Origin of the sequence: Streptomyces sp. NPDC004610, from assembly GCF_040609715.1 — a bacterium.
Classification (GTDB): Bacteria; Actinomycetota; Actinomycetes; order Streptomycetales; family Streptomycetaceae; genus Streptomyces.
The window spans coordinates 79,886-94,974 of sequence record NZ_JBEXLA010000015.1; the positions used below are offsets into that span (position 1 = coordinate 79,886).

11 protein-coding genes are annotated in these 15,089 nt (G+C 73.6%); 4 read left to right on the forward strand and 7 right to left on the reverse strand.

Annotation, left to right across the window (positions count from 1 at the left end; translation table 11 throughout):
• Nucleotides 1–31 precede the first annotated feature (31 nt).
• Both ABZX40_RS18735 and treY read right to left on the reverse strand, forming a co-directional pair.
• Entirely contained in the window at nucleotides 32–1,282 is a 1,251-nt protein-coding gene (locus ABZX40_RS18735) for a M14 family zinc carboxypeptidase (protein WP_355739993.1), read from the reverse strand.
• A gap of 157 nt (nucleotides 1,283–1,439) precedes the next feature.
• Nucleotides 1,440–3,791 carry a malto-oligosyltrehalose synthase gene (gene treY, locus ABZX40_RS18740; protein ID WP_355739991.1) on the reverse strand — a complete coding sequence of 784 codons (2,352 nt, stop codon included), beginning with the start codon at nucleotides 3,789–3,791 and terminating at the stop codon, nucleotides 1,440–1,442.
• 798 nt (nucleotides 3,792–4,589) lie between these two features.
• Here treY and ABZX40_RS18745 point away from each other — a divergent pair.
• A complete protein-coding gene (locus ABZX40_RS18745) occupies nucleotides 4,590–5,657 on the forward strand; it encodes a ParB N-terminal domain-containing protein (protein WP_355739989.1) in 1,068 nt (355 codons plus the stop codon).
• A gap of 207 nt (nucleotides 5,658–5,864) precedes the next feature.
• Here ABZX40_RS18745 and ABZX40_RS18750 read toward each other — a convergent pair whose 3' ends face one another.
• From ABZX40_RS18750 to ABZX40_RS18765, 4 genes are read right to left on the reverse strand one after another with little or no spacing between them, the layout of a single operon-like run.
• On the reverse strand, nucleotides 5,865–7,094 hold the full coding sequence (locus ABZX40_RS18750) for an ABC transporter permease (RefSeq protein WP_355739987.1): 1,230 nt from the start codon (nucleotides 7,092–7,094) through the stop codon (nucleotides 5,865–5,867).
• Nucleotides 7,091–7,861, reverse strand: coding sequence for an ABC transporter ATP-binding protein (locus ABZX40_RS18755; protein WP_355739985.1), 771 nt, complete (start codon nucleotides 7,859–7,861; stop codon nucleotides 7,091–7,093). Before ABZX40_RS18755 ends, ABZX40_RS18750 begins: the two co-directional genes overlap by 4 nt.
• Entirely contained in the window at nucleotides 7,858–8,991 is a 1,134-nt protein-coding gene (locus tag ABZX40_RS18760; protein ID WP_355739983.1) for a peptidoglycan-binding domain-containing protein, read from the reverse strand. Before ABZX40_RS18760 ends, ABZX40_RS18755 begins: the two co-directional genes overlap by 4 nt.
• Nucleotides 8,988–9,590 (reverse strand): hypothetical protein, encoded by a 603-nt coding sequence (locus ABZX40_RS18765; protein ID WP_355739981.1) that lies wholly within the window; start codon nucleotides 9,588–9,590, stop codon nucleotides 8,988–8,990. The genes ABZX40_RS18760 and ABZX40_RS18765 overlap by 4 nt, the downstream gene beginning before the upstream one ends.
• Before the next feature lie 122 nt (nucleotides 9,591–9,712).
• Here ABZX40_RS18765 and ABZX40_RS18770 point away from each other — a divergent pair, with 122 nt between their 5' ends.
• Together ABZX40_RS18770 and ABZX40_RS18775 are read left to right on the forward strand one after the other, a co-directional pair.
• Nucleotides 9,713–10,366, forward strand: coding sequence for a response regulator transcription factor (locus ABZX40_RS18770; protein ID WP_355739979.1), 654 nt, complete (start codon nucleotides 9,713–9,715; stop codon nucleotides 10,364–10,366).
• Nucleotides 10,347–11,546: a HAMP domain-containing sensor histidine kinase gene (locus ABZX40_RS18775; RefSeq protein ID WP_355739977.1), complete on the forward strand. Its 1,200-nt coding sequence runs from the start codon at nucleotides 10,347–10,349 to the stop codon at nucleotides 11,544–11,546. The genes ABZX40_RS18770 and ABZX40_RS18775 overlap by 20 nt, the downstream gene beginning before the upstream one ends.
• 256 nt (nucleotides 11,547–11,802) lie before the next feature.
• On the opposite strand, the gene glgX is transcribed toward ABZX40_RS18775, so the two are convergent.
• Nucleotides 11,803–13,917 carry a glycogen debranching protein GlgX gene (gene glgX, locus ABZX40_RS18780; RefSeq protein WP_355739975.1) on the reverse strand — a complete coding sequence of 705 codons (2,115 nt, stop codon included), beginning with the start codon at nucleotides 13,915–13,917 and terminating at the stop codon, nucleotides 11,803–11,805.
• A gap of 228 nt (nucleotides 13,918–14,145) precedes the next feature.
• On the opposite strand from glgX, the gene ABZX40_RS18785 reads away from it, so the two are divergent.
• On the forward strand, nucleotides 14,146–15,012 hold the full coding sequence (locus ABZX40_RS18785) for a Tat pathway signal sequence domain protein (protein WP_355739973.1): 867 nt from the start codon (nucleotides 14,146–14,148) through the stop codon (nucleotides 15,010–15,012).
• Nucleotides 15,013–15,089 lie beyond the last annotated feature (77 nt).

The following is a 15,089-nucleotide window of genomic DNA, read 5'->3' on the forward strand; positions in this document are numbered from 1 at the left end:
CGCCTGAGCCGAGGCGGTCCCTCCCGGACGCTCAGGACGCCCGCTCCCGGGCGTGCAGCGCCGCCGCGAGGACCGTACGGCTCTGATGCTCCGTCTGGTCCTCCAGGGGCACCCAGCGGGCCCGGAAGCGGTCCGCGAAGGAGGCGCTCCAGGCGGCGACCAGCCGCTCCAGACGGGGGGCCGCCCGGTCGTCGGTCTCCTGGAGGACCCGCAGCAGCATCGCCGCCGCCCGCAGCGGCAGCCGCCGGGCGAAGGCGTCCACACTGCCGACGTAGGCCATCGTGGAACCGGCCGGCGCGGTCTGCACCCAGTCGGCCGCCAGGCCCGGCACCAGGTCCAGGCCCCACTGCGCGGCCCGCAGCAGCGGACCGCCCGCCCCGTTCAGCCGGGGCAGCGCCTCGGCCAGCACCCCTTCCACCTCCAGCGTGTCGCGCAGCAGCCGCTGGGCCAGCCGGCGCAGCGCCGCCGCCGGGGCCGGGTGCGGCGCCGGATCGGTCACCAGGTCGCTCGCCCACATCGGCACCTCCACCACCGCCGTCAGCCCGCCGTAGCGGTGCGCGTGGTACCAGGTGCTGTTGCGCGCGTCGTCCGGCATGCTCGGGTACGCCGCGTCGGCGTCCGGCGGGGGCATCACATGCACCCCCGGTCCGGCGGACGGCCAGCCCGCCGCGTCCGAGGCACCCGTCTCCACCGGGATCCGCAGCTCCGCCGCCGATCGCGCGAACGGCTCGGCGAGCCCCGGGATGTCCTTGGTCAGCTGCACCCAGCTGCCGCCCAGATCGGTGCCGTGCAGGGTCACCTGGAGGTAGGGCCGCAGTTCGTCGATCACCCCGGTCAGGGCGCGGGTCTCGGGCGGCAGCCGGTCCGGGGGCAGCGCGGCCGGGGACCACTCGGGCTGCTCGGGCGCGGGCGGCCGGTAGAAGCCCAGGTGGTAGTCCAGCAGGCTGTGCGGTGCCGGGGTGCTGTGCAGACTCGCCCCGTCGGGGTCGGCGCACAGCAGGAAGTGCCAGGACAGCCCGTCGCGCAGGGACCGCTCGTCCAGCACCCGCCGGGCCAGCGCCAGCAGGGTGCACCCGCCGGTGGGCTCATTGGCGTGCGCGCCCGCCACGACCAGCACGGACCGGCTGCCCCGGCCGACCGACAGCAGATGCAACGGGCGCCCCGCGCGCGAGAGGCCCACCTGCCGCAGGCCGCACAGTCCGGGATGGTCGGCGGCCAGGGCCCGCGCGGACCACACCAGTTCGGTGACCGTGGGATAGCGCAGCTGCGGCAGCAGACTCACCCCCCGACCTGTCGCCGAGTCCGCCTTGCCTCGCCTCCGCAGTACCCCACGACCGGCCCCGGCTGTCAAGGACATGGCGGGGCCGGCGCAAGGGGGCATCGGGGGCGTCCGGAAGCGGCGGGAGAGCGGACGGCCGCCGCCGCTCCCGGGCCACGTCCTAGCCGACCCGCTCCAGCAGCGCCACGGGCGACGCCCCCAGGAGGTCCGCGAGGCCGGTCTCGCCCGTGAACTCCCGGGCCGGGTCCAGGACGTCCGCCCAGCGGCCCGGGGGCAGCGGGAGACGGGTGCCGGACCAGCCGCCCGCCTCCGCCAGGCGCAGGGACAGCCGGGTGACCGCGGTGATCACCCGCCCGGAGCGGACGAAGGCCAGGCAGTGGCCCGCGGCGGGCCCCTCGGCCGCGAGCGGCGCGTACGAGGCGCTCTCGCCGAACACCTCCGGACGGCGGGCCCGCAGCCGCAGCGCCGCCGCCGTCACCGCGTCCTTGGCGCCCGGTTCCGGCGGCGGGAAGGCGGCGACACCCCGGTTGTCCGGGTCCACCAGCGCCCGGTACTCGCCCTCCGTGCCTTGATAGACATCCGGTACCCCGGGCATGGTGAGGTGGACCAGCGCCGCGCCGAGCACATTGGCCCGCACATACGGCTCCAGGGACGCCCGCAGGGCCGCCACCCGCGCGCCGGGCGGCCCGCAGGGACCCGCCGCCACGAACGCCTCCACCGCCTCCTCGTACGGCGGCTCCTGTTCCGTCCAGCTGGTGTAGAGCCCCGCCTCGCGCACATGCTTCAGCAGCGCCCCCCGCACCCGCTCCGGATCGGCCGGGCCCAGCCCGAACACCGTCTGCCAGGCCGCCCACGCCAGTTGCGCGTCCGGCATCGCCCCCGCGTCCTCGCCCGTGACCTCCGCCAGCAGGTCCGCCCACCGCCCCGGACACTCGGTCAGCACCGCCAGGGCGGCCCGGACATCGGCGCTGCGCTTGGTGTCGTGCGTGGACACCACCGTCCCCGTCGCCGGCCAGTCTCGCTGGATCCGCGCGCAGTACGCGTGGAAGTCCTCCGGCGACACGTCCGGCGCCCCCGGATCGCCGCCCACCTCGGTCGCCGACAGCAGCGGCACATACCGGTAGAACGCCGTGTCCTCCACCGACTTGGCCCGCAGCGCCGACGCCGTCTGCGCGAACCGCGCCCGCAACTCCCCGACCCCGGTCCCGTCCCCGTACCGCCCCAGCAGCAGATCCCGTACGACGTCCACGGCGCCCGCCTCCTCCGGGACCAGGAAGGCCGACTTCGCGTCCCGGGCCGCCTCCTCGGTCAGCACCCGGGCCGCGTCGGTCGAGGTGTAGGGCCGGTAGACCTCAAGCCGGACCAGCAGTTCGCGCAGCGCGGTGTGCAGCGCCCAGGGGGCCCGGTCCCGCAGCGCCGGTTCCGGGGCCCGGTCGCACACCCGGCTCGCCGCGCGCGTCAGCCGGTCCATCTCGGCCGCCAGCTCATGCCCCAGCACCCGGTACGCCGCCCGCCGCACCGTCGCCTCCCACACCCCGCCCCGGTCCGTCTGCGGGGCCGCGAAGCGCCGGTAGCGGCCCAGGAGTTCCCCCGCGCCCGCCGGGTCGGTGAACAGGCCGTCGATCCGGCGCAGGGCGTCGTAGCCGGTGGTGCCCGCGACGGGCCAGGAGGCCGGCAGCCGCTCGCCGTCCGCGAGGATCTTCTCCACCACCGTCCAGCGCCCGCCGGTCGCCTCGTGCAGCCGCCGCAGATAGCCGTCCGGGTCGGCGAGCCCGTCCGGATGGTCGACGCGCAGCCCGTCGAGCACGCCCTCGTGCAGCAGGGCGAGGATCTTCGCGTGGGTCGCCTCGAACACCCCGGGGTCCTCGACCCGCACCCCGATCAGCTCCGAGATGCTGAAGAACCGCCGGTAGTTCAGCTCGGTGCGGGCCAGCCGCCACCACACCGGGCGGTACCACTGGGCGTCCAGCAACTGCGGCAGCGGCAGAGCGGCGGTGCCCTCCCGCAGCGGGAAGGCGTGGTCGTGGTAGCGCAGGACGTCCCCGTCCACCACCAGCCGCTCCGACTCGGTCCCCAGGGGGCCGCCCAGCACCGGCAGCAGCACCTGCCCGCCGCCCGCCTCCCAGTCGATGTCGAACCAGCGCGCGTACGGCGATTCCGGGCCCTCGCGCAGCACCTCCCACAGGGCCGGGCTGTGGCGCGGCGCCATCGCCATGTGGTTCGGCACGATGTCCGCGACCAGCCCGAGCCCGTGCGCGTGCGCGGTGTCCGCCAGCGCCCGCAGCCCCTCCTCACCGCCCAGTTCGGCCCGGACGCGGGTGGGGTCGACGACGTCGTAGCCGTGCGCCGACCCCGGGACGGCCTCCAGCACCGGCGACAGATGCAGATGCGACACGCCGAGCGAGGCCAGATAGGGCACCGCCCGCGCGGCGCCCTCGAACGGGAATCCGGGCTGCAACTGGAGGCGGTAGGTGGCGGTGGGCACCAAGGGGGCGGGGCGCGCAGAGGTCATGCGTACCTACGTACCCCCGGCGCCGGATTTCCTGTCATCGCGCCCGCCCACTGGGACGAGGGCGCCCCCGGTGCCCCTGTCCCGACCCGGGGGCGCGCGGGGGGCGTGCAGGGCCGACGCGCGCGGGGAAGTGCCTCAGGTGGTGCGGGCGCGGGCCCGCGCGCGGGGGGCCGCGCCACCGGACATCGGCGCGGGGAAGGCCGTTGTGCCGACCGAGCGGTCAGACGGTCGGGCGGTCGGACGGTGAGGGGTCGAGCGGTGGGAGGCCGGAGGTCGGGCGGTCGGGCGCTGAGAGGTCGGGCGATGAATAACCGGGAGTCAAAGGAGAATGACTTATTCCGGCTTCGATCTCACTCTGTGCGCCGGTCGTTCGAGCGGAATTGGCGGTTCATTTCACCTGCGGGAAGGCGCGAGTGAGGCACCGTCTGGACTGTGGGGTTGCTGTTAGAGTGAAGTGTCAGGGAAAAAGGGAATCTTGTTCGCCTGGAGCCTCGTTCGATAGTGCGAGTGCGCCCCCGGTTCGGCTCCTCGCAGTGAGCGGACTCCACAGTCTACGAACCGAAGTGACCCAGGAAATCGGCCCCACCACCGCGGCGGTGAGCGGAATCGGTGTGTGCCGATGTGCGTCATCCCAGCTGTGACGCACGAGGAAGGCGTTGAGCCGAGCGAACGGAGATGTGGGTGCGACGGGGGAGTACGGATGACAGGATCGTCGACGTCGATATCCGATCATTATCGGCGGAGGGATCACCGAGAAACGCGGGCGAAGATCCGGACCATGTGGCGACACTCGCGGAATTGGATGTTCCACTGCCGCCGATCATTGTGCACCGCGCCTCGATGCGCGTGATCGACGGAATGCACCGGCTGCGCGCCGCCCAACTGCGCGGCCGGACCACCATCGCGGTGACCTTCTACGACGGTACGGAAGAGGACGCTTTCGTACTCGCCGTGGAGTCCAATGTGCGGCACGGACTGCCGATGTCGCTGCCGGACCGGAAACGCGCCGCCACCCGGATCATCGCCACGCATCCGCAGTGGTCCGACCGGAAGATCGCCTCGGTGACCGGCACCTCGCCCGGCACGGTCGGCGATCTGCGCCGCGCCGCCGAGGCCGGCTCCGAGGCAGTGAACGTCCCCCGGGTCGGCCGGGACGGGCGGGTACGGCCGGTCGACATGGCCGAGCGGCGCCGCCGCGCGGGCGAGCTGATCAGCGCCAACCCCGATCTGTCGCTGCGCCAGATAGCGCGGGCCGCCGGGATCTCCCCGGAGACCGCGCGCGATGTGCGCAACCGGCTGAGCCGGGGAGAGGAACCGTTACTGCCCCCACGGCCCCGGGCCGTCCGCGCGGAACCCCGCGACGACCTGCTGAAGGTCGTGCCGCAGACGGCGTGCGCCGAGCAGGCCGCCCGGCACGATCCGGCGGCGGCGTCCCCGTTCGCGGAGGACCTCTCGGCGGTCAACCGGCTCAAGGCGGACCCGGCGCTGCGGCTCAACGAGACCGGCCGGCAACTGCTGCGGCTGCTCAGCGTCCATATGCTCCCGGCGGACGAGTGGGAGGGCATCATCGGCACGGTGCCGCCCTACTGGGGCGGGACGGTGGCCCATCTGGCCCGGGAGTGCGCGCACATCTGGGAGGAGGTCGCGTCCCGGGTCGAGCGGAACACCGCGCAGGGCCATGACGCGCCACCGCCACCGCCCCGGCCACCGGGCATGCCGTACCCCGGCCATCCGCCCCACACGGCACCGGCCCCGCATCCCCTGCCCCCGGCCAGGACCCACACCCCGGCCACGACCCACACCTCGGCCGGACCGGGAGCACCGACCGCCGCCCCGGCCGACCCCCGGGCCATACCGACCATGTGAGGAGGGAAGAGGGAAGGGCGAGGAGCGAGGGGCTAAACGGGGGTGGCCCGTCGGCCATCGTGTCCAACTGGCTGATTCATGAGGTTGGACACGCCGTGCTGCCCTCCGCCACGCCCTCCATCACATGCGGGGAACCGTTTCGGCCCGTCGGCGGCACTCAGCCGACCGGCGGGCCGAAACGCCGTGCCTGCCCCGGCACCCGGACGGTCACGGCGCCGCCAGCGCCTCCGTCGGCGGCAGCCGGGCCGCGCGAACCGCCGGGTAGAAACCGGCCAGCGCCCCGATGACCAGGGTGGCGCCCAGCCCGCCGCCCATCGCCCACACCGGGACCACCGAGGGCCACCCCTGATAGGCCGCGTACCCGAGGGTCACCCCGACCCCCAGCGCCACCCCGCCGAGCCCGCCCAGCGCGGACAGCAGCTGCGACTCGCACAGGAACTGATGGCGGATCTGCCCCCGGGTGGCCCCCAGCGACCGGCGCAGCCCGATCTCCGAGCGGCGCTCCAGCACCGAGATGACCATGGTGTTGGCCACCCCGACCCCGCCCACCAGCAGCGCCACCGCGCCCAGGCCCAGCAGCAGCCCGCTCAGGGTGTCGTCCGTGGCCTGTTTCGCGGCGAGCACGTCGGACGGTCGGGACACCGCCACCTCGTCCGGCTTCTCCGGGTTCGCGGTGGCCCCGAGCACGCTCTGCACCTCGGGGACCCGCGCCTCGACGGCCCGGACATGGAGCACGGTCGGGTAGCCGTCGAAGCCGAGGTGCTCGCGCGCGTACGGCCAGCCGATCAGGGCCTGGGTGTCGAGTTCGGGGGTGAGCGCGTTGGGCGCCAGCAGCCCGATCACGGTGAACCAGCGCTCACCGAGCCACACCCGCACATCGGCCCCGGCCCGGTGCACCCCGAGTTGCGCGGCGGCGCGCGGCCCCAGGACGACCGACGGGTACCGGTCGTTGGCCGCGTTCAGCCAGCGCCCGTGGGTCAGTTCGGCGCCGGTGGTCCCGGGCAGGTTGTTCCGCGCCGCGTAGACGGCGATCCCGCTGGTCTCGGCCTCCGGGATGTGGTCGTTGCGGTAGACCTTGGCATCGACCTTGCCGAGCGCGCTCACCGACTCCACATCCGGGACGTTCCCCACCATCCGCACCGACTCGGTGGGCAGCCGGGAGGCGTCGCCGCTGAGCGAGGGGCCCGGGGTGACGGTCAGCAGATTGGTGCCGAGCGCCGACAGCCGCCGGTCGAGATCCTCGGCGCTGGAGGTGGAGATACCGACGACACCCACCATCGCCGCGATCCCGATGGCGATGCCCAGCGCCGACAGGAACACCCGCATCGGCCGGGCCCGCAGCCCGTACGCGCCGGTCCGCAGCACATCGGCGGGGCTCATCCGGGCGGGCCTGGGCGGGCCGCCCCCGCGCGCGTCCCGGCGCGCACCGCCGCTCATCGCCCACCCCCCGGAGCGCCGCCCCCGACCGGGAGGGCGGAGCCCTCACCGCCGAGCGCGGGGGGTTCCTCCGGGGAAGGCCCCCCTGGGCGTGGTCCCCCCGAATCCGACACAACCCGCCCGTCCCGCAACCCCACCTCCCGAGGCAGCGACCCCGCCACCTCCCGGTCATGGGTGATGACGACCACCGTCGTCCCGGCCTCGTTCAGCTCGCGCAGCAGGTCCAGGACCGTCGCCCCGGAGCGGGTGTCCAGCGCGCCGGTCGGCTCGTCGGCCAGGAGGAGCGGGGGGTCGCCGAGGACCGCGCGGGCGATGGCGACCCGCTGCTTCTCGCCGCCGGAGAGCCGGTGCGGCTCATGGTGGAGCCGGTGCCCGAGACCCACCCGGCGCAGCGCGGCCTCCGCGAGCCGTCGCCGCCCGGCACGCGGGGTGCCGCTGTAGAGCAGCCCGTCGGCCACGCTGTCCAGCACCGGGATGCCCGCGGTGAGATGGAACTGCTGGAAGACGAAGCCGATCGTCCCGGCCCGCAGCGCCGACAACTCGCGGTCGGTCAGCCCGGACACCGGGTGACCGTCCACCCGTACCTCACCCGAGGTGGGCCGGCTGAGCGTGCCCATGATGTTGAGCAGGGTCGACTTGCCCGACCCCGACGGACCGACGATCGCCACCAGTTCCCCCCGCCCGATCGCCAGACTCGTATCGGCCAGCGCGACGACCTCCCCGTACCGCTGGGAAACCTGCCGCAACTCGACCACGTACGGCGTCACTCCGGCACCCCCACGGCCAGACCCTCCTCGATGCCGGAGCCCTTCACCTCGACCAGACCGTCCGCGAACATGCCCAGCTCGACCGGGACCAGCTCGCTGCCGCCGCCGCTCGTCGGCACCTCCAGGGCGTAGCCGCCGCCCTGCCGTGCCATCAGCGCGTTCACCGGCACCGCGAGGACGTCCCGGCGGCTGTCGGCCTCCAGGATCACGTCCACCGAGGCGGCCTGATAGCGGCCCAGCCGCTTCTGGTCCTCGATGCGCAGCTCGACCGGCAGGGTCGCCTCGTCCGCGCCCTGGCCCTCACCGCCGGCCCCGGACGGCCCCGTCGCCGGGGAGCCCGCCGTGCCGATCGCGCTGATCTCACCGGCGACCGTGCCACCGTCGGGCAGCCGTACGGTGGCCTGCGAGCCCTCCTCGACCAGGTCCTCGTGGCGCGGGTCCAGGTCCACGGAGACGATCCGCTCGGTGCCGGTCCAGGTGAGGACCTCGCCCCCGGCGACCGCTCCGGGCGAGGTCGCCGGCTCCGCGACCCGCCGGGCACCGGACGCGACCACCGCGTCCCCCGGCCGTACGGTGCCGGTCCGCGCCGCACCGAGGTCGTCCTGCCACTCCCGGACCGCGTCGGCGGTGCCGGAGGTGTAGGTGTCGTCCGCCTCGAACCCCGAGTAGCCCAGCTCGGACAGGTTCCGCTCCAGCAGCCGTACGTCCTTGCCCTCCGCCCCGGGCTCCAGGGCCCGGTAGAGGGGGACCGCCCCGTACAGCAGCGGCACCTCGCGCTCATTGACCCGGTACACGGTGTCCCCCCGGGTGAGCGTGTCGCCCTCGCCGGGCACCCAGGTGATGAACTCGCCGCCGGAGGAGGCCGCGTGGGTCACCGGTGTCGGATCGCCGTGGCCCAGGGTGCCGTCCACGGTCTCGGTGCTGGTCAGCGTCAGCCGCCGGACCTCGGTGGTGGCCGTGGGCCCGTCCTGCGCGGTCGACGCGGCGGCGGTCCCGTCACCGCTGAAGACCCCACTCGCGGCCAGCCCCGCCGCGACGGCCACCGCCGTCGCCACCACCACGATCAGCGCCGTACGGCGGCGCCCGCGGCCCCCGCGCGCGGGAGCCTCCGTCCCCTCGCCCGTACTCACTGGCCCCCGCCGCCCTGGATCATCATGCCGCCGCCGGGCCACTTGTCCTGGCACGCGGCCCGCGCCTGCTGGAACGCCGCGTCGGCCATGCTCAGCCCGGTACCGCCGAAGTCCAGGGTCATCTGGCCGCCGTTGATCTCCGGGTCGGGGAACTCGGGTACGCCGTTGGCACGGATGCACTCCGCCCACGCGGCGACCTTCGTCGGGTCCAGGGGCTCGCCGCCCTCCTGGCCCTGCGCCTGGGGCGCCTGGTCGCGGCACGCCTCCATGGCGGCCTGGAACTCGGGGGACTCGGTGTCGACCCCACCGGCGTCCATCCGGACCCCGCCGTCGGACTGCTGCGGGTCGGGGAAGTCGGGCACACCGTTGGCGCGCATGCACGCCGAGAATTCCAGCGCCTGTTCGAACTGGCCACCGGCCCCGGAGGAGGACCCCGAGGAGCCCGACGACGTGCCCGACGACGTGCCCGAGGACGACTCGGGGCCGTCGCCCGCGGCGCTGGATTCGTCGGAGCAGCCGCTCAGCAACACGCCGGTGAGCAGCACGGATACGGGAAGAAGTGCGCGCCCGCCAGGGGCGCGGCGAAGAAGGGAGAACATGCGAGGATTTCTACGCGGCAGCCGGTTACAGCCGGGGAACAGCCGGCCCCGGCTTCGTCGGTCGCATCCTCCCCCGAGCCGCGTTACCCCGCTGTTATCGCCGTCAGGACATGCTGACCGTCATGAGAGTGCTCATTGTCGACGACCATCTCGAACTCGCCGAGACGATCGCCGCCGGACTGCGCCAGGAGGGCATGGCCATCGATCTGGCCCTGGACGGCCGTCAGGCGCTGGACCAGGCGACCGTCTACGACTACCACGTGATCGTGCTGGACCGGGATCTGCCGCTGGTGCACGGCGACGAGGTGTGCCGGGCGCTGATCGAGCAGGGCTGCCGGGCCCGCATCCTCATGCTCACCGCGTCCTCCACCATCGCCGACCGGGTCGACGGCCTCAGCCTGGGCGCCGACGACTATCTGACGAAACCGTTCGCCTTCGCCGAACTCGTCGCCCGGGTCCGCGCCCTGGCCCGCCGCGCCCACCCCGCCGTACCGCCCGTGCTCACCCATGGCGATCTGTCGCTGTCGCCCGCCGAGCACACCGTCCGGCGCGGCGGGCGGCGGCTGGAGCTGTCCCCGAAGGAGATGGCCGTACTGGAACTGCTGCTGGCCGCGCGCGGCGCGGTGGTCTCCGCCGAGGAACTCCTCGAACGGGCCTGGGACGACGCCACCGACCCCTTCACCCACACCGTGAAGGTGACCATCAGCCGACTGCGCCGCAAGCTCGGCGACCCGCCCGTGATCGAGACGGTCCCCCATGTCGGCTACCGCATCTGAGCCGGGCGGCGGCGGCCGGTTCCGGATCCGCTGGTCCGCCCGGCTGCGCCTGACCCTGCTCTACGGCACCCTGTTCCTGGTCTCCGGCGCCACGCTGCTGGCGGTCACCTATGTGCTGGTGGTGCAGAGCCCGGCGTCCAAGGGCACCCAGCTCGTCACCCGCAACGTCTCCGACGACCCCACCCGGCAGCGGCTGCGCTCGGACATCTCCTTCGTCGCCGACGAGACCCGGCGCAAGGCCCAGCGCACCCTGCTGACCCGTTCCGGTATCGCCCTCGGCATCATGACCGGCGTCTCCGGCGGGCTCGGCTGGGTGGTCGCCGGGCGGGTGCTGCGGCCGGTGCGGGTGATGACCGAGCGCGCCCGGCGGATCTCCGCGCACAATCTGCACGAACGGCTCGCCATGCCCGGTCCGCCGGACGACGAGCTGAAGAACCTCGGCGACACCTTCGACGGCCTGCTCGCCCGCCTCGACGCGGCCTTCGACGCCCAGCGCCGCTTCGTCGCCAACGCCTCCCACGAACTGCGCACCCCGCTCACCCTCCAGCGCACGGTGATCGAGGTCGCCCTCAACACCCCCGACCCGGACACGCGGGCGCTGCGCGCGGTGTGCGAACGGGCGCTGGCCATCGGCGAGGACCAGGAGCGGCTGATCGAGGCCCTGCTGACGCTGGCGAGCAGCCAGGGCGGGGTCTTCCGGACCGAGCCGCTGGACCTCGCCGAGGTCGTCGAGGACGTCCTCGGGGAGCTGGCGCCCGCCGGGCGTACCGATGTCACCCTGGACACCGCCCTCGCCCCCGCCGTCGCCGAGGGCAACACCAGTCTGGTGGAGCGGCTGGTGGGCAATCTGGTCGGCAACGCCCAGCGCTACACCGACCCCGGGGGCTGGATCCGGGTGACCACCGCGCTGGACGACGGCTGCGCGCGGGTACGGGTCGTCAACAGCGGCCCCGTGGTGCCCGGCGACGCCATCCCCCTGCTCTACCAGCCCTTCCAGCGGCTGGGCCCCCGCGCGGCACGGGCCCGGGGCCATGGCCTCGGCCTGTCCATCGTCGCCGCCGTCGCCGACGCCCACCGGGCCCGCATCACCACCGAGCCGGGCCCGGAGGGCGGCCTGGACATCACCGTGACCTTCCCGCGCGCGGAGGGCCCGCCCACGCCGGACGCCGGAGTGTCGTAGGGCCCGCGCGGGGGCCCCGCCCACGCTGGACGCCGGAGTGTCGTAGGGCTGCGGCTCACCCCTGGGGCTGCTCATGCCGGGCACCGGGGCGCCGTAGGGGCCGCGGCACACCCTGGGCCCGCTCATGCCCGGCACCGGACCCTCGTAGGGCCGCGCCCGACCTGGGGGCCCGTTCAGGCCCGGCGCCGTAGCGCCGTAACGCCGCACCCGACCCCGACCTTGATCCCGACCCCCGACCTCCTACCCCAATCCCCCCTCACGCCGGCCGCTGAAGCACCGTAAGGCTGCGGTCCACCAGGGTGAGGCGTTCGCCAGCCCGGACCTTGGGGCCGGTTCCCGGGGGGACGCCCTCCGGGCGGGCGGTGTCCACGACCACCTGCCACTGCTGCCCGTGATCGGCCGGCACCTCGAACTCCAGCGGACGCGGCGACGCGTTGAACATCAGGAAGAACGAGTCGTCGGTGATCGGCTCCCCGCGCGGGCCCGGCTCCGAGATCGAGTTGCCGTTGAGGAAGACGGCCAGCGCGGAGGCGGGCGCCGAGTCCCAGTCCCGCTGGGTCATCGCCTTGCCCTCCGGGGTGAACCAGGCGATGTCGGACAGCTCGTCGTGGGTGCCCTGCACCGGCCGCCCGTGGAAGAAGCGCCGCCGCCGGAACACCGGATGGTCCCGGCGCAGCCACACCATGGCCCGGGTGAAGGCCGCCAGCCCGCTGTCGTCGTCCGCCCCCGGCCAGTCCACCCAGGCCAGCTCGCTGTCCTGGCAGTAGGCGTTGTTGTTGCCGTGCTGGGTGCGGGCGAACTCGTCGCCGTGGCTGATCATCGGCACGCCCTGGGACAGCATCAGGGTGGCCACGAAGTTCCGCATCTGCCGGGCCCGCAGCGCGCGGACGTCCGGGTCGTCGGTGTCCCCCTCGACACCGCAGTTCCAGGACCGGTTGTGGCTCTCGCCGTCCCGGTTGCCCTCGCCGTTGGCCTCGTTGTGCTTCTCGTCGTAGGACACCAGGTCGTTGAGGGTGAAACCGTCGTGGCAGGTGACGAAGTTGATCGAGGCCAGCGGGCGGCGGCCGTCGTCCTGGTAGAGGTCGGAGGAGCCGGTGAGCCGGGACGCGAACTCGGCGAGGGCGCGCGGCTCGCCCCGCCACAGATCCCGTACGGTGTCGCGGTATTTGCCGTTCCACTCGGTCCACAGCGGGGGGAAGTTGCCCACCTGGTAGCCGCCCTCGCCGACGTCCCAGGGCTCGGCGATCAGCTTCACCTGGGAGACCACCGGGTCCTGCTGCACCAGGTCGAAGAACGACGACAGCCGGTCCACCTCGTGGAACTGCCGGGCCAGGGTGGCCGCCAGATCGAAGCGGAACCCGTCGACATGCATCTCGGTCACCCAGTACCGCAGCGAGTCCATGATGAGCTGGAGTACGTGCGGGGAGCGCATCAGCAGGCTGTTGCCGGTGCCGGTGGTGTCCATGTAGTAGCGGCGGTCGGCGGTGAGCCGGTAGTAGGACGGGTTGTCCAGGCCCCGGAAGGACAGGGTGGGGCCCATATGGTTCCCCTCTGCGGTGTGGTTGTAGACCACATCGAGGATCACCTCGATCCCCGCCTCGTGCAGCGCCTTCACCGCCGACTTGAACTCCAGCACCTGCTGCCCCCGGTCGCCCCAGGAGGCGTACGCGTTGTGCGGGGCGAAGTAGCCGATGGTGTTGTAGCCCCAGTAATTGTTCAGGCCCATGTCCACCAGCCGGTGGTCGTTGACGAACTGATGCACCGGCATCAGCTCCAGGGCCGTCACCCCGAGATCGGTCAGATGCTCGATGATCGCCGGGTGGGCGAGCCCCGCGTAGGTGCCGCGCAGCTCCTCCGGCAGCCCCGGGTGGCGCATCGTCAGACCCTTGACATGGGCCTCGTAGATCACGGTGTGGTGGTACTCGGTACGCGGGCGGCGGTCGTCGCCCCAGTCGAAGTACGGGTTCACGACCACCGCGCTCATGGTGTGCGGCGCCGAGTCCAGATCGTTGCGCCGGTCGGGCGCGTCGAAGTGGTAGCCGTACACCTCCTCGCCCCACCGGATCTCCCCGGCGACCGCGCGCGCGTACGGATCGAGCAGCAGCTTCGCCGCGTTGCAGCGCAGCCCGCGCTCCGGCGCGTACGGGCCGTGCACCCGGAAGCCGTAGCGCTGACCCGGCATCACACCGGGCAGATACGCGTGCCGGACGAACGCGTCGGTCTCCCGCAGTTCCACCGCCGTCTCGGAGCCGTCGTCGTGCAGCAGACACAGCTCGACTCGGTGCGCGGCCTCCGTGAAGACCGCGAAATTGGTACCGGCGCCGTCGTACGTGGCACCGAGGGGATACGCCTCTCCTGGCCAGACCTGCATGGACACGACTCTTCCAGGTGTGGCGCCCGCCCGGGGCCGCCTTGCGTTCGAGTCTCCCCGAAAGTGACGGAACCTCCTGCGACTTGGCCCCCTCTTACCGGGCGACCGGGCATGCCGTGATCAGCGTGCCGCGCGGACCAGCGCGCGGCGGACCAGCGCCTACGCGGGGTGCCGAATGTGATGGGGCAACACGTACTCCCGGGATCCGAAGGGGGAGTAGGGGGAAATGTGCGCGAGATAGTGCGCCGCCACCTGGGCAAGGTGGTGGCCGGTGCGGGCATCGCCGTGGCCGGTACGGCGGCGATGGTGGCCGTCACCCTGCCGGGCACGGCGGGCGCCGACGACAATCCGCCGACGGGGGCCACGGGCGGGCAGCCGGCCGCCGCCGGAGCGCCGTCGACCGGCAAGGACGGCGATGACGGCGGGGACGGCGAGGGCGGTCAGCAGGGCGCGGTGGCGCCCGGCGTGGTCCAGGAGGCGCCGGCCCAGGGCGAGCGAGGCAAGGGCCGCGACCCGCTCACCGACGACGAACTGCGCCGCGTCGAGGAGATCGCCCTCGGCGGCGGTCAGCAGCAGTCGCTGCGCTCCGCCGAGAGCGTGGACGGCGAGCGCGGCCCCGAGCGGATCGGCACCGACCTCGCCGAACCCGACGCGGCCGACCTGGACAAGCCGGACGCGCCCCGCCGCGCGGACGTCACGTACTACGACTACAAGACCGACACGGTGGTCACCAAGACCGTCAACCTCGACACCGGCAAGGTCGAGAAGACCGGCACCCAGCGGGGCGTCCAGCCCCCGCTCACCCACGCGGAGACCCTGGAGGCGGCCGAGCTGCTGCTCGCCGACCCGCTCGGCGCGGGCCTCAAGGCGGACTACAAGGACGCCACCGGCAAGGCGCTGACCTCCACCGATCAGCTGAAGCTGACCAGCATGGTCTACCGGGCCGCGCCCGGCGCCCAGGACGCCGTCCTCGACAAGTGCGGGGAGCACCGCTGCGCGCGGCTGTTCCCGAAGGTCGTCAACGGACCCTGGATCGACGCCCGCGCCTTTGTGATCGACCTGAGCACCCGCAAGGTCGGCACGCTGACGCCCTGACGGGCCCGCCGGTTCCCCTCACCTCCTCCACGGGGTTCCCCAAAAGGGTTCCCCGAAGGGGTTCTCCGCAGGGGGCC